The organism is Streptomyces sp. NPDC001156, from assembly GCF_053598275.1.
The window spans coordinates 66,381-91,152 of sequence record NZ_JBSFJX010000023.1 but is presented as its reverse complement, the minus strand read 5'-3'; the positions used below and the strand labels follow the sequence as shown (position 1 = coordinate 91,152).

Annotated in this window: 22 protein-coding genes; 12 read left to right on the top strand and 10 right to left on the bottom strand. The window is 67.8% G+C overall.

Annotated features, from left to right (window positions below; all coding sequences use genetic code 11):
* Positions 1-132 precede the first annotated feature (132 nt).
* Positions 133-909: a GntR family transcriptional regulator gene (locus tag ACWDA7_RS14970; protein WP_450604592.1), complete on the bottom strand. Its 777-nt coding sequence runs from the start codon at positions 907-909 to the stop codon at positions 133-135.
* Positions 910-1,074: 165 nt separating this feature from the next.
* Here ACWDA7_RS14970 and ACWDA7_RS14965 point away from each other — a divergent pair, with 165 nt between their 5' ends.
* From ACWDA7_RS14965 to ACWDA7_RS14950, 4 genes are all read left to right on the top strand, one after another.
* Positions 1,075-1,425: an SCO3933 family regulatory protein gene (locus ACWDA7_RS14965; protein ID WP_450604591.1), complete on the top strand. Its 351-nt coding sequence runs from the start codon at positions 1,075-1,077 to the stop codon at positions 1,423-1,425.
* Positions 1,425-2,726, top strand: coding sequence for an FtsK/SpoIIIE domain-containing protein (locus ACWDA7_RS14960; RefSeq protein WP_450604596.1), 1,302 nt, complete (start codon positions 1,425-1,427; stop codon positions 2,724-2,726). Before ACWDA7_RS14965 ends, ACWDA7_RS14960 begins: the two co-directional genes overlap by 1 nt.
* The gene (locus tag ACWDA7_RS14955; RefSeq protein WP_450604590.1) at positions 2,723-2,920 is read left to right on the top strand and encodes a hypothetical protein; all 198 of its coding nucleotides are present in this window, start codon (positions 2,723-2,725) and stop codon (positions 2,918-2,920) included. Before ACWDA7_RS14960 ends, ACWDA7_RS14955 begins: the two co-directional genes overlap by 4 nt.
* Positions 2,921-3,224: 304 nt before the next feature.
* Positions 3,225-4,583 carry a replication initiator gene (locus ACWDA7_RS14950; RefSeq protein ID WP_450604595.1) on the top strand — a complete coding sequence of 453 codons (1,359 nt, stop codon included), beginning with the start codon at positions 3,225-3,227 and terminating at the stop codon, positions 4,581-4,583.
* A gap of 220 nt (positions 4,584-4,803) precedes the next feature.
* Here the strand turns inward: ACWDA7_RS14950 and ACWDA7_RS14945 are convergent, their stop codons facing one another.
* The 3 genes from ACWDA7_RS14945 to ACWDA7_RS14935 form a co-directional block, all read right to left on the bottom strand.
* Positions 4,804-6,417, bottom strand: coding sequence for a recombinase family protein (locus ACWDA7_RS14945; protein WP_450604589.1), 1,614 nt, complete (start codon positions 6,415-6,417; stop codon positions 4,804-4,806).
* A 480-nt stretch (positions 6,418-6,897) separates the two neighbouring features.
* Positions 6,898-7,839: a D-2-hydroxyacid dehydrogenase family protein gene (locus tag ACWDA7_RS14940; RefSeq protein ID WP_450604588.1), complete on the bottom strand. Its 942-nt coding sequence runs from the start codon at positions 7,837-7,839 to the stop codon at positions 6,898-6,900.
* Positions 7,840-7,887: 48 nt separating this feature from the next.
* The gene (locus ACWDA7_RS14935) at positions 7,888-8,757 is read right to left on the bottom strand and encodes a 3-hydroxyacyl-CoA dehydrogenase family protein (protein WP_450604587.1); all 870 of its coding nucleotides are present in this window, start codon (positions 8,755-8,757) and stop codon (positions 7,888-7,890) included.
* A 272-nt stretch (positions 8,758-9,029) separates the two neighbouring features.
* On the opposite strand from ACWDA7_RS14935, the gene ACWDA7_RS14930 reads away from it, so the two are divergent.
* A complete protein-coding gene (locus ACWDA7_RS14930) occupies positions 9,030-9,944 on the top strand; it encodes a hypothetical protein (protein ID WP_450604586.1) in 915 nt (304 codons plus the stop codon).
* A gap of 118 nt (positions 9,945-10,062) precedes the next feature.
* Here ACWDA7_RS14930 and ACWDA7_RS14925 read toward each other — a convergent pair whose 3' ends face one another.
* From ACWDA7_RS14925 to ACWDA7_RS14910, 4 genes are all read right to left on the bottom strand, one after another.
* On the bottom strand, positions 10,063-11,265 hold the full coding sequence (locus tag ACWDA7_RS14925) for a cytochrome P450 (RefSeq protein ID WP_450604585.1): 1,203 nt from the start codon (positions 11,263-11,265) through the stop codon (positions 10,063-10,065).
* A gap of 39 nt (positions 11,266-11,304) precedes the next feature.
* Positions 11,305-12,699, bottom strand: a complete 1,395-nt coding sequence (locus ACWDA7_RS14920) for an NAD(P)/FAD-dependent oxidoreductase (protein ID WP_450604584.1) — start codon at positions 12,697-12,699, stop codon at positions 11,305-11,307.
* Positions 12,689-12,916, bottom strand: coding sequence for a ferredoxin (locus ACWDA7_RS14915; RefSeq protein WP_086722359.1), 228 nt, complete (start codon positions 12,914-12,916; stop codon positions 12,689-12,691). Before ACWDA7_RS14915 ends, ACWDA7_RS14920 begins: the two co-directional genes overlap by 11 nt.
* 291 nt (positions 12,917-13,207) lie before the next feature.
* Positions 13,208-13,645: a glutaredoxin domain-containing protein gene (locus ACWDA7_RS14910; protein ID WP_450604594.1), complete on the bottom strand. Its 438-nt coding sequence runs from the start codon at positions 13,643-13,645 to the stop codon at positions 13,208-13,210.
* Positions 13,646-13,889: 244 nt separating this feature from the next.
* Between ACWDA7_RS14910 and ACWDA7_RS14905 the strand changes: the two genes are divergently transcribed.
* Positions 13,890-15,167 (top strand): copper resistance D family protein, encoded by a 1,278-nt coding sequence (locus ACWDA7_RS14905; RefSeq protein WP_450604583.1) that lies wholly within the window; start codon positions 13,890-13,892, stop codon positions 15,165-15,167.
* Positions 15,168-15,431: 264 nt separating this feature from the next.
* Positions 15,432-16,913 carry a multicopper oxidase family protein gene (locus ACWDA7_RS14900; protein ID WP_450604582.1) on the top strand — a complete coding sequence of 494 codons (1,482 nt, stop codon included), beginning with the start codon at positions 15,432-15,434 and terminating at the stop codon, positions 16,911-16,913.
* A 92-nt stretch (positions 16,914-17,005) separates the two neighbouring features.
* Here ACWDA7_RS14900 and ACWDA7_RS14895 read toward each other — a convergent pair whose 3' ends face one another.
* Complete coding sequence (locus ACWDA7_RS14895; RefSeq protein WP_450604580.1) at positions 17,006-17,863, bottom strand: alpha/beta fold hydrolase; 858 nt, start codon at positions 17,861-17,863, stop codon at positions 17,006-17,008.
* A gap of 540 nt (positions 17,864-18,403) precedes the next feature.
* On the opposite strand from ACWDA7_RS14895, the gene ACWDA7_RS14890 reads away from it, so the two are divergent.
* The gene (locus ACWDA7_RS14890) at positions 18,404-19,081 is read left to right on the top strand and encodes an alpha/beta fold hydrolase (RefSeq protein WP_450604579.1); all 678 of its coding nucleotides are present in this window, start codon (positions 18,404-18,406) and stop codon (positions 19,079-19,081) included.
* A gap of 149 nt (positions 19,082-19,230) precedes the next feature.
* On the opposite strand, the gene ACWDA7_RS14885 is transcribed toward ACWDA7_RS14890, so the two are convergent.
* Positions 19,231-19,971, bottom strand: coding sequence for a response regulator transcription factor (locus ACWDA7_RS14885; RefSeq protein ID WP_450604578.1), 741 nt, complete (start codon positions 19,969-19,971; stop codon positions 19,231-19,233).
* Between the two features lie 166 nt (positions 19,972-20,137).
* On the opposite strand from ACWDA7_RS14885, the gene ACWDA7_RS14880 reads away from it, so the two are divergent.
* From ACWDA7_RS14880 to ACWDA7_RS14865, 4 genes are all read left to right on the top strand, one after another.
* Positions 20,138-20,566: a winged helix-turn-helix transcriptional regulator gene (locus ACWDA7_RS14880; protein WP_450604576.1), complete on the top strand. Its 429-nt coding sequence runs from the start codon at positions 20,138-20,140 to the stop codon at positions 20,564-20,566.
* 934 nt (positions 20,567-21,500) lie between these two features.
* Complete coding sequence (locus ACWDA7_RS14875) at positions 21,501-22,121, top strand: LuxR C-terminal-related transcriptional regulator (RefSeq protein ID WP_450604575.1); 621 nt, start codon at positions 21,501-21,503, stop codon at positions 22,119-22,121.
* 518 nt (positions 22,122-22,639) lie between these two features.
* Positions 22,640-23,368, top strand: coding sequence for a hypothetical protein (locus ACWDA7_RS14870; protein ID WP_450604573.1), 729 nt, complete (start codon positions 22,640-22,642; stop codon positions 23,366-23,368).
* Positions 23,369-23,719: 351 nt separating this feature from the next.
* Positions 23,720-24,589: a PIG-L deacetylase family protein gene (locus ACWDA7_RS14865; RefSeq protein WP_450604572.1), complete on the top strand. Its 870-nt coding sequence runs from the start codon at positions 23,720-23,722 to the stop codon at positions 24,587-24,589.
* The last annotated feature ends 183 nt before the right edge of the window (positions 24,590-24,772 follow it).

Genomic DNA, 24,772 nt, shown 5'->3' with positions numbered 1-24,772 from the left:
ACGCCCTTGGTGGTGCCCTTGGCGCCCTCCGAGGTCCATTGGATCTTGTAGTCGGGCACCTGCTCGGCGGTGTGCGCCTTCCAGCTGCGACTCGAGGAAGTAAAGGCTGTTTCGACCGATCGTCCTTGCAGGTCAGGTGCAGGCGCGCTTGGGCTGCTCGTCGGCGGTGATCCGGTAGACGAGCTCGGCGCGATCCGCACCGAAGCGCAGTTCTTCGAGGAACAGCGGGCGGTCGTCGGCATTGTGCGCGACGCGTGCCACGTACAGGACCGGGGTGGCGTCCGGGAGCTGGAGCGTGGTGCGCTCATCAGGCAGCGGCATGCCCGCGCGTACCGTCTCGGTCCACGACAGCGTGTGCCCGGACTGGGTCAGTACCCAGTAGATCGCGGCCGGCGGCTTGCACGGCTCCTTGCCCAGCAGTGGTACAGCCTCGGCAACCTCGAACGGGATCAACGTCCGGTGCATGGCCCGCGTCCCCGTGGCCGGGTCGACGAGGAGGCGGTCGCAGCCGAACAGGGCCTCTTCCTCATCGAGTTGGAGGAGTCGGCCCGTTTCCTTCGTGGTGCGGGCGCGGTAGGTGCTCGGTTCCTCGGCTTCCTGCCAGAGGTCGCCGCTGGGCATGACGAACTTGCCCTCGGCGGTGTGGGTGATGCGGCGCTCGACGGTGAGGACGGGTTGCCCGCCGGCGCGTACGAAGCTGCCCTTCCCGTGGCGGACGTCGATGAGCCCTTCGGCGCGCAGTGCGGCAATCGCGTTGCGGACGGTGGGGCGGGAGACGCCGTAGCGGGTCATGAGCTGGGCTTCGGACGGCAAGAGGGAGTCGGGGGCGAACTCGCCCGACAGGATCGCTTCGCGGATGGCGGCGGCCACCTGCTGGTAGAGGGCTCCGGGGCGCTGGATCTCCGACATCTCGGCATCTCCGGGTTGAGGTCGTAGGCACGTCGCACGCGCGACATCACTCGTCAGCATAAGTAGTTGCGCTCTCGTCGTACAGGGCTCCATAGTCATAACTCGTAAGGACAAGTGACGTCAGGATCAGTCTGGCGTCCTCAACTGGCCAAGGAGGCCAACGAAATGCAGTCCATTCCCGTGGACACGACGCGACTGGGCGTACTGCGGTGCGCCATCGCGCCCGAAGCAAAGATCACCAACCCCGAAACGCAGGAGGTGAAGAGGGACCGGGTCGGCAACCCGGTCTGGACCGTCGCCGTCACCGTGCGGCAGGACGGACGCAGGATCTCTGTCATCGAGATCGCCGTCAGCGGCCAGCCCAAGGGCATCGACGAGGGCCAGATCGTCAAGGTCACCGGCCTGACCGCGTTCATGTGGTCGATGGGCGACCGGCACGGCGTCAGCTTCCGCGCCGACGCCATCACCCCCGTGCACGGCGGCCCGGCAGCACAGGGCAAGGGCGGTGAGGCGTGATGCGACCGATCCTGCTCGCCCTCGCGCTTGCCGTGCTGGCGTGGGTGCTGGTCGTCGGGGACCTGGTGCACCGGCATCGTCCGGCCTGGCACTGGTACCTGATCGGCTACCCCGTGACCGTGTGCCGGGTCATTGCGACCTGGCGCAAGGTCGCCCAGCTCAACGACCTTGCCGTCTCCCGGCGTCCGCCCCGCGGGCTGCTCGGGGACCTGGTCGTCAAGGGTGATCCGCTGCGGCCAGTCACGCCGCGGATCTCGTTCCCGCGGGCCACCCGCATGGGCCTGGCCGTGACCGTGCGCCTGCACGCGGGCCAGACCCCGGCCACCTACATGAAAGCGGCCGACGCCCTCATGCACGCGTGGAAGGTCCACGCGGTACGAGTCACCTCGCCGGGACGCGGCCTCGTCCTGCTGACCGCCATGGCCAGTGACCCGCTTCAGCGGCCCGGCTTAGCCACCGCCCCCGCCGAGCCGCTGTCAGCACTGATCGGCGCGCTGGAGACGGGCGGCGCGTGGGTGATGAATCTGCGGCTGGTGCCGCACTGGCTGATAGCCGGGGCCACCCGGTCCGGCAAGTCCACCCTGCTGGCCCGGCTCATCACTCAGCTTGCCCCGCAGCCGGTCGCCCTGGTCGGCATCGATTGCAAGGGCGGCATGGAACTGGGCCTGTTCGCCGGACGCTTGAGTGCACTGGCGACCTGTCGGCGGGAGGCCGTAGCCGTGCTCTCCGCCCTAGTGGTCGACATGCAGGACCGGATGAGCGTGTGCCGGTCGGCCGGTGTGCGCTCCATCTGGGAGCTCCCGGACAAGCTACGGCCGGTGCCGGTCGTCGTCCTGGTCGACGAGATCGCCGAGCTCTATCTGTCCGACGGCACCCGCGAGAGTCGGGCTGAAGCGGAGCAGTGCTCCACGCTGCTGCTCCGCCTGGCACAGCTTGGGGCCGCCCTCGGTATCCACCTGGTGGTGGCCGGGCAGCGGGTCGGCTCCGATCTCGGGCCCGGCGTCACCGCCCTGCGCGCGCAGCTCGGCGGCCGGATCTGCCACCGGGTCAACGATCCCGGCACGGCCGAGATGACCCTCGGCGACCTGAACAAGGACGCCGTCGCGGTCGCGCAGTCGATCACGGCGGAGGAACGCGGCGTGGCCGTGTGCACCGGCCGGGACGGCGGCTGGAACCGCGCCCGCTCCCACCTCACCCCCACCGATGAAGCCGTCGCGACGGCCCGGAAGCACGCCGCCCTCACGCCCGAACTGCCCGCGATAGACCGCGCCCTTGCGGTGCTGGAAGGAGAGAGCAAGTGATCAGCGAAGGAGCGGCGTTCACGTTCGCGGTGATCTTCGGAATCATCACCGTCCTCCTCGTCCGCTCCCGCGACGTGCGCGCCTGGGAAGCGGTCTGCGTCGGCCTCTTCGGCGTCTACCTCGGCCAGACCCCCGTGGTCTTCACCATCCACGGACTCCTCATCTGGCTGATCAGCGGCTTCTCTCACCACTGACGACAGAAGGGAACGCACGGCCATGCCCATGCCTCGCGTGAGGTGCCCCAACTGCAAGGGCGACGGAGCCCGCAAGACCTCGACCGGACGACTGCGGCGCTGCCGCGTCTGCCGGGGCGCCGGAATCATCCGGTGAACCACTGTCCCTCAACTAGCCCCGCATGAAAGGAGATCCACCCATGGACGAGAGCGCGCCACCAACCACCACCCGTGCCGCTTCGGCGGCCCACCCCGGAAGGTCACCACCATCACCCCGGAATTCACCCCGGCTGACAGGCGCACCGCACTCGCCCGCGCGGCGCGCCTGCGTCAGCTCCCCGAAGCAGACCGCGACGCCATCCGCCTCGCCCAAGACCCGAAGTTCCCGCGCTGGCTTGAGCAGATCGCCGCTACCGGCGGCTGCGCCCACCCTGTCCACCTCACCGGCTCCACCATCACCCTGGACGGCACAACCGGCGAAATCCTCCACCACTACGACACCCGCACCGAACCCGGCGAACGCCTCTTGATCCGCTGCCGGAACCGACGCGCAACCGTCTGCCCGGCCTGCTCCCGCCTCCATGCCGGAGACACCTTCCACCTCGTGCGCGCGGGCCTGCTGGGCGGCAAGAACGTCCCCGACTCGGTCCGCCACCGCCCTCGGTTGTTCGTCACCCTGACCGCCCCGTCCTTCGGCCCGGTTCACCGTGCCGGGGGGCTGTGCCGCCCCCGCCGAGACGGGGGCACGTGCGAACACGGCCGTCCTCTCGGCTGCGGCGCCGTGCACGGCCCTGACGATCCGGCCGTCGGCCAACCTTTCTGCGCTGACTGCTACGACTACGCCGGCCACGTGCTGTGGCATGCCCACGCCGCGAAGCTGTGGGATCGCTTCGTCATCGACGTACGGCGGCGCCTGGCCTCCTCGGTCGGCCTTGTACAGTCCCGATTCGCCCAGCACGCCCGGCTCTCCTTCGCCCGCGTCGCCGAGTACCAGAAGCGGGCGGCCGTCCACGTTCACGCCATCGTCCGCCTCGACGGCCCGAGTGGACCCGACGACGAACCCCCGGCCTGGGGTACTCCGGAACTGCTCATCGATGCCGTACGCGTCTCCGCCCGACGGGTCCTGGTCCGCACGCCCTACAGCGCGGCCGTGGGCGAGCTGGCCTTGCACTGGGGCGCCCAGGTCGACGCCCGGCTCCTGCGCGCCAACGGCGACGACCCCGACGATGACGCCGTGGCCGCGTACGTGGCCAAGTACGTCACGAAAGGCGCGAGCGAGACAGGCGCCGGCACCGACCACCCACTGAGGACTTGGGCCGACATTGAGTGCGCTCCAGTCAGCAAACACGTTCGCACCCTCATGCGAACCTGCTGGCGCCTTGGCGGACTGCCCGAATACCAGTCGCTGAACCTGTGCACTTGGGCTCACACCCTTGGCTACCGGGGCCACATCCTCACCAAGTCCCGCGCCTACTCGACGACCTACGCAGCGCTACGCGCCGAACGCGCCCACCACTTGGGCCACGTCGACCTGCCGGACGCGGTCAGCGAGCGGCAATGGCGCTACGTCGGCTCTGGCCACACCCCCGGCGCAGCACTCATCGCGGCTGGCATCGCGGAAGACCTTGCAGAGTCTCGGCGGGTCGGAGCGGAGGCGGGGCAGGAAGGGGGTGGAAGACGATAACCGCTCTTCCCGACCCTGAGCCTCGGCAACCTGTGTGCTCTCCCCTGCCTCGCTGCTCGGACGAGAGGCGCATGAGCCTGATCGAAAGTGAGATTGTGATTGTCGACGACGACGGCAACGAGACGCCGTTCGATCCCGCGTCTTGGTTCGAGTGAGACGAAAAGCCGCCTCCCCGTACACCTCGGGAAGGCGGCTCTCTTCGTGCGTCGGTCGGGCGGTGTCAGAAGGCTTCCGCGAAGTCGTCCTCTCGGATCACGAGCCGCTCGCGTACGTCCTTCGGGATCAGTAGGCGGAGGTGCACCTTCGGTGCCCGCACCTTCGGCACCTTCGTGCGGGTGACCTCGCACCGGATGCCGACTCGGTACAGGTCTGCGGCCATGGCTTCCATGCCGCCCTCCTGCCAGTGTTCGCGGAAGGTCTTACCACCGTGGACGTTGACCCATCGGTCCTTCGCCGTCTCGGGGTCGATGGCTTCCAACTCCGCGATGAGTTGGTCGAGCGTCGCCTCTGCCTGCTCTTTCGTGAACCGGGTCTTCGTGTACCGGCCCCCGGGTTCGAGCTCCTTCATGTAGAGAGCGATGGACTCTTGAAGGCGCTTGATCTCCCGCCGTACCTCGGCGCCCTCGGCGTAGTGGCGAACCTGTACCGGGAAGTTGCCGAGGACTTTGAGCGCGTCCTCTACGAGGCGCTCGTAGACCTGCTGGGGGTCCGGTGCACCGAGTCCGCCGCTCTTGCAGTTGCGGCATCGTAGGTACTGGTAGGTCCCGAACTCGTTGTTCGTGATCTTTACGGTCATGTTCGTCTTGCAGTCGGCGCAGAGGAGGACGCCGAGGAACTGAGTCGCTCCGCCGACACGGCGCGGAGGCTGGTTCTTCTTGCGCTTATCGAGAGCAGCGCCGAGGGTCTCGAACTCCTCCTCAGTAAAGATCGGGGGAGCGACCTTGATCGGCCTGCCGTCCTTGCCGAGGATCGCCTTCGATCGCCGTTGCCCTCCCTGTTTGTCCTCCTCTACTCGGTGGCCGAGAAGCGCAGGGTTACGGAGGCGGCGGTGAAGCGTTGCCACCGTGAGCCCCCGGCTCATGAGTCCGGATCGCTTCAGGCACCGCACCATGAACTGGGCGGAACGTCCTCGAAGTGCCATGCGCCGCGCCCAGTGCAGTGCTTTGTGGGCCTTGGGATCGATGGCGAGAACGAGCTTGCCGGAGTCGTCCTCGGCCGTGACGTAGCCGTACGTCGGCTTGCCGATCATCCATTCTTCCTGAGTCTTGGCGTAGTCCCACAGGCTTGTGACTCGAGTGGAAGTGTTGGCCGCTTCGATCTCGGCGATACCGCCAATGATCGTGACCATGATCTTCCCGGCGGTCGTCGTGAGGTCAAGGCTGTCGTTCTTCGAGACCAGGTTCTTCCCGCGTTTCAGGCTCCACTCGATCATCGTCGAGAGATCGGACAGGCGACGTACGAAGCGGTCGAGCTTCCAGAACAAGAGCTCATCGAACTCGGGGGAGCGGTTATTCAGCCAGTCCCCGAGTTCCTTCCTCTTCCATGGCGGAACCTTCGTCGCCGACACGTTCAGGTCCGAAGCGACGCCGACAACTCGACAGCCTCGCTCCCTTGCCAGGATGCGAAGGTCGAGCTCCTGCCGCACCGGCGACGTGGTTTCGTCTGTCAGTACGGACAGGCGGATGGATAAGAGAGCCCGAGGAGCGTCCTCGGGCAGTAGGGCGTCAGCCGCCTTCAGCTCCTCCAAGAGCGCGAGATCTGCGTCAGTCCACTCGGCCTCAACCGAGTACTGCCTCTGGTCGACCGCTGTGCGCTTCCGTGTACGTGTCCCCATGTCTGCGACCGTAGAGCTGGATTTACTCATGTGTCCATAAGGCCGCAGATGGACACGCACATCCAGATCGGCCCGACGGGACAGAAGTTGCTGCCGCTGACGGTCAAGAACGCGGCACCGGCGCCTGCGGCGAGCGGTCACGCGCACTGAGGTGAACTAGCCGCTCTGTGTGACCACTCGAGCCCCCTCCCTGAATGGGAGGGGGCTCGAGTGGCCACTGGGTCCGCGCTCGGTCCGTCTCGGTACCGGAGATCCACCTTGCAGGGCTCGTGCTGATCGTTGGCCTGGCCCGCCGTTCTCGGCTGAGGGCCCGCGCCGGTGTGCGTGGGCAATCCGTCGTCGAGCCATGGGGGGGCATGATCCCCCAGATCCGCCCTGATCCCCGGAGGCGTTCCCCGCCACCCAGGGCTGACTCCCAGGGCGGTGGTCGGCGGCAGCCCCATGCGGCAGCCCGCGATCGCTGCTGGGGCGCACCGCCCTTCACGTCAGCAGGCGAAGCGGAGAACCTGCGGCCCAAGCTGCGATGTCTTCGACGGCATCGCGGTAGAAGACCTCGTACAGGTCCCGGCTCACGTATCCGATGTGCGGGGTCACCACGGCGTTGGGCGCCGAGCGCAGAGGGTGGTCGGCGGGCAGTGGTTCGCGGTCGAAGACGTCCAGTGCCGCCCCGGCGATCGTTTTCTCGTTGAGAGCTCGCAAGAGGGCAGTCTCGTCTATTACAGGCCCTCGTGACGTGTTGACCAAAATCGCTGTGGACCTCATCGAGCGCAATTCACGCTCGCCGACCAGCCCGCGTGTCCGTTTGCTGAGCACGACGTGAATGCTCAGTACGTCCGAGCGAGAGAACAGCTCGTCGCGTGAAACGTAGGCTACGCCCTTCGCCCGCGCGTCCTCCGGTTTGAGGTTCTGGCTCCAGGCGATCGTGTCCATGCCGAAGACCGCACCGATTTCTGCTACACGGGTGCCCAGTCGTCCCAGGCCCAGGATTCCCAGGGTGGCGCCGCTCAGACTCGTGCCCAGCCCCACTTGCCAGCCGCCGGAACGTACGGACGCCACCTGCTGCGGAATCAAACGTGCTGCGGAAAGTATCAGTCCCCACGTAAGTTCAACGGTCGGGTGTGAGAAGTAACCTGTTCCGCAGACGGTGATGCCCAACTCTCGGGCGGCGTGGAGATCGATCGCCGCGTTGACAGGGGCGGTGGTGACGAGCAACCGCAGTTGAGGCAGTCGGCCCAGCGTCGATGAAGGAAACGGTGTGCGCTCACGCATAGCCACCACTGCGTCGTAGTCGGCCAAAGCGGCCACGGTCGCTTCCTCGTTGGCGAACGGCCTGTTGAAGACGTCTGTGTGAGCGTCCAGTGAATCCCAGTCAGCCAAGCTCAGAGCAACATTCTGATAGTCGTCCAGAATCGCGATCTTCATCGTTGGTTCCTGGCTTCCCTCGTCGGTCCCGAACGGGCGGCCGAAGCGTCAGCCCTGATGGCGGTGGGTGTAGAAGCCCTGTCCGGTCTTGACGCCCAAGTGGCCGGCGTCGACGTACTTCTTCAGCAACTCGCGAGGTCCTGTGGGCAGGTTCGGGTTCTCGGCGGCGTAGTGGTTCTCGATGTCCAGGACCACGTCCAAGCCGACCTGGTCCATCATCTGGAAGGGCCCGGCGGACCCGCCCATGTTGATCTTCCACATCTCGTCGATGTCCTGTGGTGTGGACACCCCCTCGGCCACCTCTTCGAGGGCTTCGCGCTTGATGGCCGCCCAGATGCGGTTGAAGATGAAGCCCGTTGACTTCTTGTGCGCCTCGAACGGGAACACCCCGTACCGGGGCAGCTCCCTCTTGAGCAGTTCCATGATGCCCGGGTCGGTACGGCCGTCGGACATGAGGTCGACGGCGTTCTGTGCGGGCGGCATGGAGAAGTGCATGTTCAGCACCCGCTCGGGGTGCTCGACCCGGTCGATGAACTCGCTCGACGCGTAGGAGGAGGAGTTGCTGGCCAGGATCGCGTCGGGTGGCGCGGTGCGGTCGAGTTCCCCGAAGATCTCCTTCTTCAGGTCCAGGTGCTCGGGCACGGCCTCGATCACAAGCCAGGCCTCGGCGAGGGCTTCGGCCATGTCGCCGGTGAAGACCACCCGGCCCGGTTTGCCGCCCTCGGCCTTCGCGGCGACCTGAGCGACGTTCTCCTCGACGTACTTCCGCGCTGCCTCCCCTGCCTGCGCGGACTTGTCGAAGATCCGGATCAGCCCACCCCGGGCGGCGAACATCAGCGCGATCCTGCGGCCGAGGGTGCCTGCCCCGATCACGGCGACCGGACGGTTCTCCATGTCGGTGGGAAGGGCGAAGGCCATGATCACGCCTGCTTTCGTGATGGTTGCTGTGAGGGCGCACACCGGCCACCCCAGTCTCGGCAGCGGCCTGGTCGGACAGCGACCGGAGCGGGCTGTACGAGGGCGGCAGACGTGAAGCACCTGCGGGGAAGGCCGGCCCGGTCCGCTCTCCGCCTCTCCGTTGTGCCCGGTCCCTTCCTCGGGTGGCCCAACGGGAGTCGCGCGGCAGCGCGGATGGGACTGCGATGGAAGGCGCAAGGAGGCCACCGAGGAGAGACGCGAGGGGTGCCGAGGTGTGGGACGAACTGGTGGTGCTGGCGGCCGTGTCCGGGAGCATTCTGCGGGTCGGCATAGCGGACGGACGGGTGGAGACGTTGGTCGCGGATGCGGGCTCGTTCCCGGACGGGATCGTGGTCGAGTCCGGGACCGTGTACTGGACGACGATGGGCACGCCGACCGTCGATCCCGCCAAGGGCTCCGGGGAGGCAGCGCAGGACTTCTCCCGGCGTAACGGCGGCCTGCACGCGATGCAGCTGGACGGCACCGGCCGGCGGGACGTGGTCCCGCCCGGCACGATCACCACTGGTAAGCAACTGACGTCCGACGGCGCCGGGTTCCTGTACTGGTGCGACCGGGAGGGCCGCCGGGTCGGCGGGGTGCGGACAGACGGCAGCGGCCTGACCGACCTGGTGGTCAACCCGCCCGGCGACATCTCCCAGGAGTGCGTGGGCGTGGCGGTGGACCCCGTCCGCGGATACCTCTACTGGACGCAGAAAGGCCCCGCCAAGGGCGGCAAAGGCCGTATCTTCCGCGCCGGTCTTGAGTTGCCGACCGGGGAGAGCCCGGAGCGGCGCACGGACATCGAACTGCTCTGGTCCGACCTGCCCGAACCGATCGACCTGCACCTCGACGGCGACTGGCTCTACTGGACCGACCGCGGCGCACCGCCGGGCGGAAACACGCTCAACCGGGCCTCCATTCCGGCAGCGGGAGCATCGGGCGAGCTCCCGCAGATCCTGGCGAGCGGCTTCGCCGAGACGATCGGGCTGGCTGTCGACCCGGCCGCCGGCGTCGCCTATGTGTCCGATCTGGGCGGTCACATCCGTGCCGTTCCGCTGCCCGGCGGCCCTGCTGAAGACGCAGGGGAACATGGCATCGCGTCCCTCTCCCATCCACTGACGGGGATTGCGGGTCTCGGCAGCCGCTGAACGCCGGCACCGCCACGGCTCTTTCGCGATCAGGCCTGGCCACGGCTGCGTTCCGCGACTCCCACCCTGGTCGTGGTCGTCTCGATCTTCGATGGTCGGGTGAGAGATTCCGCGGCGCTCAGGCCGTGACGCCCTCGATCGCCACGGGGAGGTGACGGGGGCCGCGCAGCACCGCGTTGGCCCGGTACGGCGGCGGGTCTTCGAGCAGTCGGGAGAACTTGACCCGGCGGAACAGTTCGGGCACAGCCAGATGGAGTTCTATCCGGGCGAGGGGGGCGCCGAAGCAGTAGTGGATGCCGGTGTAGAAACCCAGGTGCTCGTTGTCCTTGCGATCGGGATCGAACCGGTCGGGGTCCTTGAAGCGCTTGGGGTCGCGGTTGGCCGCGGCCAGCATGAGCCAGACCGGCGAGCCCTTGGGGATGGTGGTACCGGCGACGTCGATGTCGGCCAGGGCGGTGGTCCACGGGACGAACTGGACCGGGGGTTCGTACCGCAGCACTTCCTCGATGAGGGGGACGGCCAGCTCCGGCTCCTTCTGGAACCGCTCAAGGATGTCGGGGTGGCGCAGCAGGGTCAGGGTCGTATTGGTGATCGCGTTGACGGTGGTCTCGTGGCCGGCGACCAGGAGCAGCACCGCGGTGGCCTCCAGGTCTTCCGGTGTCATGTCGGGGGCGAGCGCGCTGAGAATCCCGGGGCCGGGGTGGCGGCGCTTGGTCTCGATCAGGTCGGACAGGTAGGCGCCCAGGTCCTGGCGTGCCTGTTGCCCCTTTGCCTGGCCTTCCTCGCCGGCTTGTGGATCGAGTGACGACGCCAGGGCATCGGCCCAGCCGTGGAAGCGCGGTTCGTCCTCGCGCGGCACGCCGAGGACCTTGCAGATGGCGGTGACGGGCAGGGGGTAGGCGAAGTCCTCGACGATGTCGATCTGGTCCTTGCCTTCGAAGGAGTCGAGCAGCTCGGTGACGACCTTGGAAAGGTCTCCCCGCAGGTCGTCGAGGAACCTGGGGCTGTGCGGGGGACCGAACGGCCGGTTGATGGTGTCGCGCAGCCGGTCGTGCACCGGCGGGTCGGTGAAGATGAAGCTCGGCGGCAGGCCTGTGTCCTCCGCTTCCGCTGTGCGGGCGTAGCCGGGTCGACGGTTCCTCGTGTCGTTGCTCAGCCGCGGGTCGTTGGCCAGGCTCCGCACCTCGTAGTAGGTGCTGACCAGGTAGGTGCCGTCGTCCTCGCGCCTGACCGGTGTCTTGCGCAGTTCCGCGTACAGCGGGTACGGATCGGCTCGATTGGCGTAGTCGGTGATCTGCGCGGAGATGGTGCCGGACGTCATGGCGTCTCCTCGGGGCTCCGGGCGGCACAGGGCCGGTGATCAGGCATATGACGAAGCGAACTCGACACGCCGCTCGCTCGGTGAGTGACCCGTCAGCGTGACGGTGGGCCCGTGGGTGGGCAGGTGGGGGTCGGGGAAGGCCGGGTCGACCGGCTGCAGCGTCTCGGTTCGTTGGCCGACCGAGCGGTACTCCGGCGGGAAGGGCGCTCCGGCCGCGATCTGCTGCTCGTAGAACCCCAGCCACTTGCCTCCGTCGAAGGACGCCGCGGCGATGACGCGGCCGCGGTACCCGTACACCGCCACGAACCGCGCCTCGGCGAGCGTCCCCTGGGCGACGACCAGCTGGTCGGCCAGCGGGGGAACACCCACCGACTTGATGTTGACACCGAACTGGGAGGACCAGAACATCGGCAGCCACAGGTGCGGACGGCGCTCCGGACCTGCACAGATCATGTTGTGGGCGGCGATCTCGGCCTGTTCGACGGCGTTGCCCCAGTGTTCCAACGCCAGGAACTGGTAATCGAACAACGGGTGGGGGCTGCGTGCGACGTCTCCGGCGGCGTAGATGTCGTCGGTGACGATGCCGTTGACGTCGAACACCCGGCACCCGGCGTCGCATGCGATCCCCCGGGGACCGGCGGCCACCCCCGAGCCGGCGAGCCATTCGGTGTTCCGCATGGCACCGAGCGAGACGACCGCCACTTCCACGTCGATCGCCGAACCGTCGGACAGATGGGCGCGCCTGAGTCGTCCCACGTAGTCGCCCTCCAGGGCAGTGACGCTGATGCCGCAGCGCAGGTCAACTCCGTGCTTGCGCTGCAGCCGGTCCGCGACCGCGCCGACCGCTCCGCCGAGTGCGCCCACCAGCGGTGCCGGGCCGCGTTCGGCGACCGTGACCTCGAGGCCCAGTTCCCGGCAGACGGAGGCGACCTCGGAGCCCGTGAAACCGGCGCCGATCACCAGCACCCGGGACACGCCCCCGGTCAGCTTCCGGTGCAGACGTGCGGAGTCGTCGCGGGTACGCAGCACGAACACCCCGTCCAGCGTGGCCTCTTCGGGGTGGATCCAGGGCCGCGCTCTGGTCCCGGTGGTGATCAGCAGGCGGTCGTAGGGGACGGTGTCGCCGTTCGCCAGGCGTACCTGCTTGGCGTCCCGGTCCAGGCCCTCGGCGGCGACGCCCAGACGCCATTCGGCGTCGATGTCACGCCGCCGCGGCAGCACGGTGTCCTCGGGCCGTGCCCGTCCGAGCAGCGCCTGTTTGGACAGCGGCGGCCGGTCGTAGGGTTCGTACGGCTCGTCGCCGATCATGGTCAGCGATCCGGTGAAGCCCTGGTCGCGCAAGGTCTCCGCCGCGCGCAGGCCGGCCAGCGAGGCTCCGACGACGACAATGTGGCCCTGGCGCCGCAGGACCTCGACGTCCGTGTCAGCCGACATGAGGCTCCACACCCTTCGTCGGCTCGTCCGAGTAGTCGACGAGAATGGCCTGAACGGGGCAGGCGGCAGCCGCCTTCTCCACCCGGTCGCGCTGTGCCTCGTCGAAGCGAGGGGAGAACAGCAGCGCTTCGTCCCCGTGCAGGGAGAAGACGTCCGGGGCGAGGAAGACGCACTGCGCGAATCCCTGGCACCGGTTGAGATCGACGACAAGCCTCATCTGGAACCCGCTCCCTGATCGGGCCGCGGTCCCCACAAGCTCCCGTAGCCCTTGCGCTCGGTCCACACGATCTGTTGGCATGCCTCACCATCAGAATCGACTCCCTCGGAGCGGCACGCAAACCGGAGCGGCGGCTTGGGAAGCCGTCTTTCCATCGAAGGGGATCGGCGGACGGACACGGGCCCGACGGGGGCAGTAGCCGCTGCCGCTGACGGTCAAGAACGCGGCACCGGCTCCTGCTGCGCGCGGGCACGCGCTCTGAAGTGCGGCCCCTGGCGACACCGCTCCTGATCACACCGAGCGGAAAAGCTGTTCACGCACCCATGAAGGATCGGGGTTGACGTACGGCTGACCCGCCACGATGACAGTCGGCACGGTTTCATTGCCCTCGTTGACCGCCCTCACCGCTGCCGCTCCAGCCGGGTCACGCCAGATGTCGACCCAATGCAACTGGCGGGCGCTACGACCCAACCGGATGCGCAATCGCAGACAGTACGTGCAGCCCGGCCGCCAGAAGACGACCGGCCGTCCGTCGACCGCGCTGCGGCTCTGCGCCTCCCGCGCACCGATCGACCTCGGGAAGATCAGGGGTGAGTTCACGCCTGCGAGCAGCACGAACACCAGCAGGAGTACGGCGGCCGCGCCGAGGTTCTCACTGTGGATCAGCCCGGTCGCAACGACCGAGCCGCAGAGGACAAGCAGTATCGGCAGGATCCAGGCGCGCGTCATGGTGACGCAGGCTATCGACAAGTCGAAATGCTTCGAACCAGGCCGGTTGGGTTTGCTCGCCGCCGAGCGCACTCCCTGGCCGTCCTGGGGCCGTTGAAGGGCGCACGGCACCCACCCCGGGGCGCGCACGGCACCACTCACCTCGCTCCCGCCCTGTCCGCCTGGACTCGCCGATTTGAAGAATCCTTGAAAGAGCAACCATTGATCATGCAAGTTAGGGATGCCTAACCTAACTTCGCTCTGGATGTTCCTCCCTCCAAGGACGGTCGGCCATGCCCCCGCTCAGCCCGTTTCCGCCTGCCCTGCCGCTCGCCTGGCGCCGCCCTCGACTCCCCTCGGCCCGTTCGAGGACAGCGCCGTTGCGTGGGCGGCCTGGGTGGCGTTGATGGGCTTCGTCGGGCTGACGGCGCTTGCGCTCGTGGCGGCGGGACCGACCGCCCGCCGGATCGGACCGGACACGCTCGCTGCGGTGACGGTCCGTCTGTCCCGCGCGGCGGTGGCGCTCGGGCTCCTGGCCGTACCCGCCGTCCTCACCGGGCTCGCCCACGGCGCGTCGGAGGACGGCGGCGGCTACGACTACGGTGCGGCGTGGAGCGCGCTGTACGACGGCAGCAACGCCGGCCGTCTGTCCGGGCTGGAGGTGACCCTCGTCCTCGCCGGTGCCGTGGTGCTCGCTCCGCTCTGCGCGCGCCGGGTGGCGGCGGGTCCGGCCCGGAGATGGTTGCTGGCCGTCGGGCTGGGCGCCGGCGCGGTGGCCTTGGGGACCACCAAGTTCCCGGACGAGGTACCGGAGGACTGGGGCCGCACCATCTTCGAGACGCTGATGTGGATGCTGCACCTGCTCGGCGGTGCGGTCTGGCTCGGTGGACTGGCGGGCCTGGCGCTGCTCGCGCTGCCGGGCGCGGTCGGCCCCGCCGACCGGGAAGTGTTCTGGGCGCCGTCGATACGCCGCTTCTCCGCCGCCGCGATGAGCTGCGTCGCCGCCATCGCCCTTTCGGGTCTGTCCCTGTACTGGGAGCATGTCGACGGTCCCTCGCAGCTGCTCACGAGCATGTACGGGCGTGTGCTCGGCGTGAAGATCCTCATCTTCGGCGTCCTGCTGCTCCTCGGCGCCTTCAACCAGTTCTGGCTGCATCCGAGGATCGACGCCCTGCGTGCCGCGGGCGACGTACGCCCGCTGCGCACGGCCCTCGTCCGGGAATTCCCCGTCGTGGTGACGGTCGAGACACTCCTCGGGATGGTGTTGTTGTTCGTCGCGCCATTCCTGCACGGTTCGGCGCGCAACCAGGCCTTCCAGGCCGACGTGGCCAGGCACTCCGCGGTCCTTCCGGACGACCTGCCCAAGCTCCCGCCCAAGCAGGTCAGCGCGTCCACGTGGGTCTGGGGAACGGCCGAAACTCTTGTTCTCGTCGCTCTGTTGGCCGCGGGCTACTGGTTCTCCGGCAGGCTCGCCCGCCGGCGTGCCGCGGACGCGGCGGGCGCTACGACGAGCACCCCGGGCGACCTCGTCCAGGCGTCGTGAGACGAGGCGTCTTGGTGACGGTCGACGAGGGCTTGCGACGTCGGAGTGTGCTGCGATCGGTCCACGCGCACTCAGGGCGTCGGTGCCGTGTCGCTGCGAGCAGGTGTGCCAGTCGGCGCCGTCGCGTCCTCGGCGCATCCGGGCCGCTGCCGGGCTACATTTCTCTGCTGTATCAAATTGGCAGCACATAGCCGGATTTCCGCGCATGTGTAACCGACCCGTATCCGCCGGCATTGCCCCAGGAGCGGGGAAGGGAGCAGAGTCGTGCCGATCTCTCGTCGCGATGCCCTCAAACTGAGCGGCGTGTCCCTGCTGGCCGGGGCGGGTGCCCCCGCACTCACCGCGTGCGACTCCTCGGGGCTGTCCGGCGCGGCCGCTCCCGCAGGGAAAGCGGACTACACGGTGCGGATCGCGAAAGGCCGCGTCGAACTCGCGCCGGACACGATCGTCTCCACCACGACGTACAACGGGCAGTTCCCCGGCCCGCTCCTGCGGTTCAAGGAAGGCCGCCCGGTCGTGGTCGACGTCCACAACGACACCGGCATCCCCGAACTGCTGCACTGGCACGGCCAATTCGTTCCCGCCGAAGTGGACGGCGCGTCCGAGGAGGGCACCCCGTTCATCCCCGTGCACGGGATGCGGCGCCTCTCCTTCACCCCCGGACCGGCCGGTTTCCGCTTCTACCACACCCATGTGGCAGCCCGGGGTGACCTGACCCGCAGCACCTACACCGGTCAGGCAGGCCCGGTGTACATCGAGCCGAAAACCAACCCCGGGGCCTACGACCAGGAAGTGTTCCTGACGCTGAAGGAGTTCGAGCCCTCCCTCAGCCACGGGGGAGACATGGCCCAGAACTTCCTGGCCGGCTCCCCCCTGCCGGATCTGAAGAGCCAGGGCGAGAAAGCGATGGCCGACTCACTGGCCCGGGGGATGCCGCACGGCTACGAGGTCGGCTACCGGGCCTTCAGTGTCAACGGCCGCAAACTCGGCCATGGGGAGCCGATCAAGGTCAAGTCCGGGCAGCGCGTGCTGTTCCACGTCCTCAATGCCAGTGCCACGGAAATCCGCAGCCTTGCCCTGCCTGGCCACACCTTCAAAGTGGTGGCGCTGGACGGCAACCCGGTACCCAGGCAGGCCGACGTGCCGGTGCTGTGGATCGGCACGGCCGAACGCGTCTCGGCCCTGGTGGAGATGAACCATCCGGGTGTGTGGGTGCTGGGAGACCTCTCTGACGACGACCGGAACGCCGGCATGGGCACCGTGGTGGAGTACGCCGGCCGTGGCGGATCCCCGCAGTGGATCGCACCACCCGCATTCACCTGGGACTACCGCACTTTCGCCCATTCCGGCGGTACCACCCGGCAACCCGATCAGGCGATCGACCTGCTGGTGGAGAAACAGAACGCAGCCGACAAGGGATTCAACATCTGGACCCTCAACGGCGTGCCTTTCAACATGGACACCAACGAGCCGGTGATGGATGTCGAGCGCGGCAAGCGATACCGGCTTCGTTTCCGCAACGCCACCGACGACATCCACCCCCTCCACCTGCACCGCCACACGTTCGAGGTCACCCATATCGCCGGAACCCCCACCCACGGCCTGCGCAAGGACGTCGTCATGCTCGGCGGCTACCAGAGCCTCGACTTCGACTTCACCGCCGACCAGCCAGGGCTGTCCCTGTTCCACTGCCACCAGCAGCTCCACATGGACTTCGGCTTCATGATTCTGCTGCGCTGCGCCTGACATCGACTCCGGCGCCGCAATGCCCGTGCGGTCGGAGCCTCATAGGTCGTATCCGTCTCGCCTGCGGGAAGGCCGAGTGATCTCAGGGGTGGTCAGGTGAACGGGATCTCGGAGTCCAGAAATCGGGCGACGTGGGCGCAGAAGAGCTCCGGGTACTGGAACAGCGAGCCATGTCCGGAGTCCGGGTAGATGATCAGCTGGGATCGCGGAATATGCTGTGCCAGAATCCACGAGTTGATCGTGGGGACCATGATGTCGTTGTTCCCGTTGACGACGAGCGTTGGTTGACCGATGCGCCGGAGTTCGGCGAACCGCCCTTCGCGCGCGGTGTTCCAGTCGGCCCGGAGTGCATTCTGGGCACGGACACTGTCGGGGCCCGACTCCGGGTCCACATCGACGGTGCGTTCGTGTCGGCGCATCCAGAATTCCCGGCCGGCGGCGCGGCTCGCGGACGACGGGCCGAAGAACAGGTAGAGATAGTCCTCTTCGGTCAGCACATCGTGGGACGCGACCTCGGGGACCCGTTCCCCGAGACCCGTCATCTCGCCGGCGCGAGGCTTCGTGCCGACGAGGACCAGGCGGCGTACCAGGTCGGGACGGGCAAGGACCAGTGCCTGGCTGACATACCCGCCCACTGAGAATCCCAGCAGGTCGACCTTGTCGATCTCGAGCGCCGTCAGAAAATCTGCGACGTTCTCCGCGAAACCTTCGGCGGTCTCCGGTGTCCGGCCACTCGACGCTCCCATGCCGGCATTGTCGAAGAGGATGACGGGCCGCTTCGCGGCCAGCCCGTCGGTGACGCGCGGATCCCAGTGGTCCATTCCTGCCCGGAAATGCGGGAGCATCAGAAGGGGAACTCCGGAACCGGCCCCGAAGCGGCGATACGCATACCGGCACCCTTCCGCCTCCACGTACCGGGTCGGTGCAGTGACATGCGTATACGAGGACATGGCGCTCCTTGGCTTTCTAGGGTTTGTGCCGGTCACCTCGACGGCGTTCGCCGGTGGGTGACCTGAAACCGCCTCGCTGCGGGCTCCCGCGTACGGACTCTCCGCCGCTGTCGAAACGCTACGACAGGAACTCCCGGTACCTCCGCCTCAAAGTGAAGGGAAATGTGCCCCTTCGTGCCGACCCGTCGCAGGCGGGCGTGGCAGGGCATTCCAGTCGGCAAGATCTGCGATGCAGACAGCGGACAGCCGTAAGGAGAGGACGACTGTTCGTCCATCCCTCCCGGGGGTTTCGCCGGGCACCTTTCGACCGTGAATACGACGGCGATCACCCGCACAGCGTCACTGGACTGACGTCCTGTCCGGGGCCGTGACCGCCCGCCCGGCACATGTACGGCCGCCCGAATCGGGTGGCAGCACGGCAGCGTTCACACACATCAATCACCAGAACGGGAAATTGAACCCCACCGCTGAACACGCGCCACGGCGTGGTGTGGCACTACGGGTCGATCGACTGTCCTGGTTCACTGGAGAGGCAGATTCATGGCTACCATCCTGCTCGTTCACGGAGCGATCGCGGACGGGTCGTCCTGGAGCAAGGTCATTCCGATTCTGCAGGCCGCCGGGCACGAAGCCATCGCGGTTCAGCAGTCTTTGTCGTCGATACCGGACGATGTCGCCAAGGTCCGCAGCGTCCTCGACGAACTCCAGGGCCCCGTGGTCCTGGTCGGCCACTCCTTCGGTGGTGTCGTCATCACCCAGGCCGCACACGACGCGGCGAATGTGAGTGCCCTGGTGTACGTCGCGGCGTTCGCCCCGGACGAGGGTGAGAGCGCGCAAAGCCTGGGCGAGTCCTTCGGCCAGCTCCCCTCCGCGTCCCACTTCAAGATCGACAAACAGGGGCGCTTCACGCTGCCGCAGGACGTCTTCCCTCAGTATTTCTGCCCGGACGTCGACCCGCAGGAAGCCCGGGTGCTGGCGGCCGTCCAAGGGGCGAGCGATGCGGCCCGCTTCGGTTTCGTGTCCGGGCCGCCGGCCTGGCGCGAGCACCCGACCTACTTCGTCGTGGCGGAGAACGACCAGATCATCCCCCCGGACCTGGAGCGCTTCGTCGCGGAACGCATGGGTGCCACGACGACGTCTGTGCCTGGGGCCGGCCACTTGGTGATGGTCTCCCAGCCGCGCGTCGTCGCCGACGCGATCCTGTCCGCAGCGCGCTGACGTGTGCCGGGTGATGCCTCTCCGGTGAGGTGAAGGCCGAACGCCCTCCCCGCAGCCGCCTGTTCCTCACCGAGCAGCATCGGGCCGCCCGCACATCGATCTGCGGGCGGCCCGACATCTGTCCTGTGCGCGGCCCGGGGGAGGCGGCCCTACAGGAGGCCGGCGCGGATCACGTAGGCGACCGCATGTGTGCGGTTGCTGACACCGAGGTTGTTGACGATTGCATGGATGATGGTCTTGATGGTCCGCTCGGAGTAGTTGAGCCGGCGCGCGATCTGAGCCGTGTCGAGTCCGTCGGAGAGCAGGCCCAGGACCGAGATCTCCCGCGCGCTGAGGCCCAAGCCGCCCTCGGGCCCCTGTTGGCCATGGTGTTTCAGGTGGCGGATCAACGACCCCAGGAACTGCGGAGGAACGTCCGAATGCCCCTTGCGTGCGGCTACGACGGCCTCCTTGATGCGGGCGAAACTGGCCTGCCGGTGCAACAGCACGCTGACGACGCCCAGTCCGATCGCTCGCACCAGACGGGGCTCCGACACCGACTCAGTCACCAGCACGATCGGAACATCCGGCCGTGCGGAGGTGAACTGCTCGATGCGGCCGAGCATGGAGTGTGACACGTCCTCGGCGAACGCGATGACGACCTGGGCTTTTTCGAGGCTCTCCCAAGGGAGTACCTCGACGTCCGGATACCCGGACAGTGCAGCGAACGCACCCTCGTAGGTGAGCTGATCATCCGTCAGTACCACGAGGGAGACCGGGGGACAGGAGTCGTCGCTGCCGGCCTGACCGCCGAAGGGGCACGGACCGCCCACGACTTCCGTGCTACCGGAGGGCGCGGTCCGGTCGACGCGCACACGCGGGTGCAGCATCGGCCGTTCTCTCGTACTCACCAGGCTGTCCCCTTTCGTATGCGGTACGGGCGGCAGGGTCATCGCTCTTGGTCGAGCCCTGAGGCGGCCGGAACGATACCGTTCCTCACCAGTGCAGTCTCAATCGTATACCTACTATATATTCACGCCCAACTCTATGTCAGAGTTCTGGTATACGATCGGTTGTATGTCACAGCAGGAGTTCCCGCCTGGCTTCCCGGCCGACCGTCCGATGGACGTCTTGGACAAGGCCTGCCCGAGCCGTGACGCCTTCGTCGACCTGGCCGACAAATGGGCGCTCCTGATGCTCCTCAGCCTGCGTCAGCACGGCACGCAGCGGTTTTCGCAGCTGGAGCGGTCTGTCGGCGGCATCAGCCGCAGGATGCTCTCCCAAACTCTGCGCACCCTGGAGCGCGACGGCCTGCTACGCCGGACCGTCGACCCGGACCAGTCGCCGCCCCTGGTGCTGTACGGCCTTACGGATCTGGGCAGCGAGATCGCTGAGGAAACGCACGTGATGTGCACCTGGACCCAGGAGCGGGCAGCGAAGATCTTCTGGGCGCGCATCGCCTACGACGAGCGGACGGCCTCGGTCCGTACTCCGGATCGGCCGTAGTGAGGCAGGCTCGGGCGGCCCCTGCCCGAGCCGGAAGCACTAGCCGAGACGTCTTGGTGAGAACGGCCAGAAGCCGGTGCCGGAGCCGGGCGTCCGTTGTGTGCCGGACTCGGCGCCCTCGATGGCTGTGGCCCGGACCGCAGTTCTTTCTGGCAGTCAGGCGCATTCCCGCCGGGCTCCCGCGGGCACCCCCGACGCCCTGTGAGGGGCCGAGCCTGCCTTTCCTGCGGTGCCGGCGGATGAATGGACGCGATCGACGCTGCGGCGCGCGCATCCTCACGTTCACGCACACCGGACATGCAACGGTCCGTCCGTGGCTCGGCCCGTGTGTCTGCCGTTCGGAGTGGACGCACCGCCTGCTGGGCCGGTGCCCCCGCGCACTCTGCCGACGCCGTCCGGACAGCGCGTCGCGGCGCACAGAAGTGCCCGATGGCAGGTGATTTCCTTCGCGATCGTCCTTGACTCGAACGGCGTCTTCTGGCGGGGGTCCCAGCGGGGGCGCTGTCGGCCCGGGAGCCGCCATACTCGGTCCGTCGACGCCACGAGGTAGCGGCACAGCGGCACTTGACCCCGTCTTGCCCCATGCGCAGAGCGCCGGGAGCGTAGCCGGGGCCGGCGAACTGCCTGTTCCTCGTGTGCCTGGTCGAACTGTCCCGTGTCGATTGCCCAAAGGGCGGCTTCTGCCTGCCCCGGGAACCTCCGGTATGCGGCACGGGATGCCGCGCTCACGGGGCCTCGGCGTCACGTGAGGGCGGTCCCGGATGAGGCGCGGACATCTCAGCGCCAGAAAGGAATCGGTGTGGGCTTGAGCGCAGACGAACCGGCCGTTCCGGATCGGCGTGACCGGGTGGGCTCCAAGGTGTCCACACACCCCGATCAGTCTGCAGAGCCTTTTCCGTCAACAGACGGAAGCGAGCCCGCCTGCACGGCCCCCATGGGCGCGAGCCCGATTCCCGTCGCCGTTCTGTGTGACGACCGGCTGACCTACGAGGGTGCCGTGGCAGCGCTCGCCGGTTATCCGTGCGTCCGTGTGCTGTGCCGGGCGAACGTACGGGATGCGGACGTGCTCGTCACCTTCGCCGACGACGTGTCCGACCAGGTCTTGGAGCGAGTCGAGCAGATTTCTGCGAGCCGCCAGGACGTGCAGGTCGTACTCGTCATGAAGTCCGTCACGGAGCCCAGGCTGATCCGGGCGATCCGTCTCGGAGTGGTGAGCGTCGTGCTGCGCCAACAGGCGACGTTCTCCGACATCGCCCATGCCGTCGTCGCGGCACACGTCGGTCATGCCGACCTTCCGCCGCAGATCCTGGGCACGCTGATCCGTCACCTGAGGCGCCTCGAACGACGTGGCCCCGGCGCGAGGGCGGGCTTGAGTCCCCGGGAGATGACGGTGCTGGGACTGCTGTCGGACGGGCTCGACACCACCCAGATCGCCAGACAGCTCAGCTATTCCGAGCGGACCATCAAGACCATCATCCACTCCATCATCACCACCCTCGGAGTGAGCAACCGCACGCACGCCGTCGCCTACGCGATTCGCGCCGGCCTCATGTAAGGAGATCGTGGCCCTTGCCGATGACCGCGGGTGCCGTGAGCCGCAGTCCATCCAGGACGGGGCGGCGCGCCACCATCGGAAGGGCCGGGCGGGCACCTCTCCCCTTGAGGCAGAAGGCATGGCACCAAAGTGCAGCAGTTGCCGCTCGGAGCCTCGTCGACGCGCAACGGCTGTGGCCCGGAGCTACGATGACCTGCGATGTCACGCCGACATCGACCATGTGCGTGCCGAAAAGTGTGCGTCCGGCATCCCACCGCCGGGGGACGATCGCCACCGGCAAAAGCGGACTGGGCGACGCATATCACGGCCTTCCCTCACGCTCGTGCAGAGCCTGGACGGCCGGCCGAGAAACGTCATGACCACCCGCGGAAACGACCGCGACACGACCGCTCGGATCGTGACGTCCGGTCGCTGCCTGCCGCAGTAGCCCGGGAGACGGGACCGATCCTTCGCCGATGCCGTCTTCATCCCGGTCCAGAACGCCCCTTGCAACAACAACTGCCCCCACACCGGAGACGATGATGAACGACCTGCTGGATCACGTCCTCGCGGCGCACGGCGGCCGGGATCGATGGTCACAGATCGACCTGATCCAGGCCGATGTAACCCTTCATGGCCCCTTCTGGGCCGTGCGCGGTTTTTCGGAGAAGCCCTTCAGGGAAAGACTGACGCTCGACAGCCGCAGAGAGCTGATCCGCTTCAGCCCGTGGGCAGATCCCGAACATGACGTGCTGTTGAGGGCCGAGGACGACCGGGTCGAACTCCGGGCGGCCGCCGACGACACCGTCCTGGAGAGCAGGTCCGGCATCAGGTCGACCTACGCCGGCTACGACCTGACCTCTCCCTGGGAGTCACTCCAGGTCGGTTATTTCATCGGCTACGCCATGTGGAACTACCTGACCACACCGTTCCTCTTCACTTACCCCGGCGTCGCTTCGCGTGAAGTCGAGCCCTGGACGGAGAACGGGGAAGTGTGGCGTCGGCTGCACGTGAGGTTTCCGCAGTCCCTTGCCACGCATTGCGCGGAGCAGACCTTCTACTTCGGCGACGACGGTCTGTTGCGGCGGCTCGACTACAACGTGGACGTCAACGTCGGCGTCGCCGTTGCGCACTACGTCGGCGCCTATGAGGAGTTCAGTGGGATCCAGGTCCCCACCCGACGCCGCGTGCACCGTCGGAACCCCGACAACTCCGCAAGTGAGAACTGGTCCATCGGGATCGACATCGAGAGCGTGACGACTGCCTGATCCGGGGCACGGCCCCGGCTTCGCACATCAGGCAAGGAAGGCGAAGCCGGGTCCGGTTCTCCGGGACGCCCGGGGGAAGGCGCAGCCCGGATGTCAGCCAACGTAACAGCGCGAAGGGGCGCACGAGGGCGCCGGACATCGTCGGGGAAGTACGTCTGCCCGAACGGGCCATGCGCGCCGGACTGGCACCCTCTTGGGAAGGACCGGTTCCCTCCGACGACCGGCGCCGACGGGACGGCAGTTCCCTGAGGACCGCTGCCGCACCATCGCGCCGCCCGCCCGGGACCTGATCAGGCGGTGGGAACCATGACCATGACCGTGCTGCGGTCAGGATCCGGAAAGGCTTGACCAGTGAATGCGACCGAGAGCCGGCGACCGACTCTGATGGTGGTCCACGCACACCCGGACGACGAGGCCGGCCAGACCGGGGGCACACTCGCCCGATACGCCGCCGCCGGCTGTCGCACCGTTCTGGTCACCTGCACGGACGGGCGCCTGGGTGACACACCCGCCGGCAGCAAACCCGGTGACCCCGACCACCGGCCGCCGGAGGTGGCCGCGCTTCGCTCGGCCGAACTGGCAACGGCAGCCGCGGCGCTGGGAATCAGCGAGGTGGTCGAACTGGGCCACCCCGACTCCGGCCTCCCCGCGGATCCGAACGCCGTCGCACCTGGCGCGTTCAGCAGACTGGACGCCGAACCGATCGTCGACCGGCTCACTGAGCTGATGCGGCGGTACCAGCCGGACGTGGTGATCACGTATCCGCCCAACGGCCTGTCGTACCACCCGGACCACATCCGCACCCATGAGGTGACGGTGGCCGCGTTCGAGCGTTTCCGGGAGTCCGGCGGACACTCGGAGATGGCGGCCACGCGGTCGGGCCCAGAGCCCAAGTTGTACTTCATCGCGGTGTCCCTGACGCGTATCCAGGCCGTGCGGGCACGGGGCCTGGCCCTGCTCGAACCGGGCAGCTGGATCCCTCCGCTGGAGATCGGGATCGAGGACTCCCTGGTGAGCACGGTCATCGACGTCAGTGGGGTGTGGGCACAGAAGATCGCCGCTCTGGCCGCCCACGCAAGCCAGGGTGACGCCACAGCCCTGCACGTCTTGTTCAGCGTGGCCGACGCCGCCGACCAGGTGGAGGAGTACATGCTGGCCAGGCCCGGACGGACCGGCGATGCCATCGAGAGCGACCTGTTCGCCGGTATCCACGGGACCTGAGCGCGCACCCCGCCGGCTTCCGGCAGCCCCACTGCGCCACCAGATGCCGCCCAGCGCGGAACGCTGGATGCGCGGTGACCAGGGCCTCAACGGTCTGCGTATTGTGACCGTTTACGCCGGCGGGCAGTCAAGCGACGACCCGCGCCCCGACCGGCCCCTCGCCGGCCGAGGGGACGGCGGCAG

Coding starts and splice junctions, on each gene's coding strand:
- ACWDA7_RS14970 (WP_450604592.1), bottom strand. CDS start 909: ATGTCGGAGATCCAGCGCCCCGGAGCCCTCTACCAGCAGGTGGCCGCC.
- ACWDA7_RS14965 (WP_450604591.1), top strand. CDS start 1,075: ATGCAGTCCATTCCCGTGGACACGACGCGACTGGGCGTACTGCGGTGC.
- ACWDA7_RS14960 (WP_450604596.1), top strand. CDS start 1,425: ATGCGACCGATCCTGCTCGCCCTCGCGCTTGCCGTGCTGGCGTGGGTG.
- ACWDA7_RS14945 (WP_450604589.1), bottom strand. CDS start 6,417: ATGGGGACACGTACACGGAAGCGCACAGCGGTCGACCAGAGGCAGTAC.
- ACWDA7_RS14940 (WP_450604588.1), bottom strand. CDS start 7,839: ATGAAGATCGCGATTCTGGACGACTATCAGAATGTTGCTCTGAGCTTG.
- ACWDA7_RS14935 (WP_450604587.1), bottom strand. CDS start 8,757: ATGGCCTTCGCCCTTCCCACCGACATGGAGAACCGTCCGGTCGCCGTG.
- ACWDA7_RS14925 (WP_450604585.1), bottom strand. CDS start 11,265: ATGACGTCCGGCACCATCTCCGCGCAGATCACCGACTACGCCAATCGA.
- ACWDA7_RS14920 (WP_450604584.1), bottom strand. CDS start 12,699: ATGTCGGCTGACACGGACGTCGAGGTCCTGCGGCGCCAGGGCCACATT.
- ACWDA7_RS14915 (WP_086722359.1), bottom strand. CDS start 12,916: ATGAGGCTTGTCGTCGATCTCAACCGGTGCCAGGGATTCGCGCAGTGC.
- ACWDA7_RS14910 (WP_450604594.1), bottom strand. CDS start 13,645: ATGACGCGCGCCTGGATCCTGCCGATACTGCTTGTCCTCTGCGGCTCG.
- ACWDA7_RS14905 (WP_450604583.1), top strand. CDS start 13,890: ATGTTCCTCCCTCCAAGGACGGTCGGCCATGCCCCCGCTCAGCCCGTT.
- ACWDA7_RS14895 (WP_450604580.1), bottom strand. CDS start 17,863: ATGTCCTCGTATACGCATGTCACTGCACCGACCCGGTACGTGGAGGCG.
- ACWDA7_RS14890 (WP_450604579.1), top strand. CDS start 18,404: ATGGCTACCATCCTGCTCGTTCACGGAGCGATCGCGGACGGGTCGTCC.
- ACWDA7_RS14880 (WP_450604576.1), top strand. CDS start 20,138: ATGTCACAGCAGGAGTTCCCGCCTGGCTTCCCGGCCGACCGTCCGATG.
- ACWDA7_RS14875 (WP_450604575.1), top strand. CDS start 21,501: ATGGGCGCGAGCCCGATTCCCGTCGCCGTTCTGTGTGACGACCGGCTG.
- ACWDA7_RS14870 (WP_450604573.1), top strand. CDS start 22,640: ATGATGAACGACCTGCTGGATCACGTCCTCGCGGCGCACGGCGGCCGG.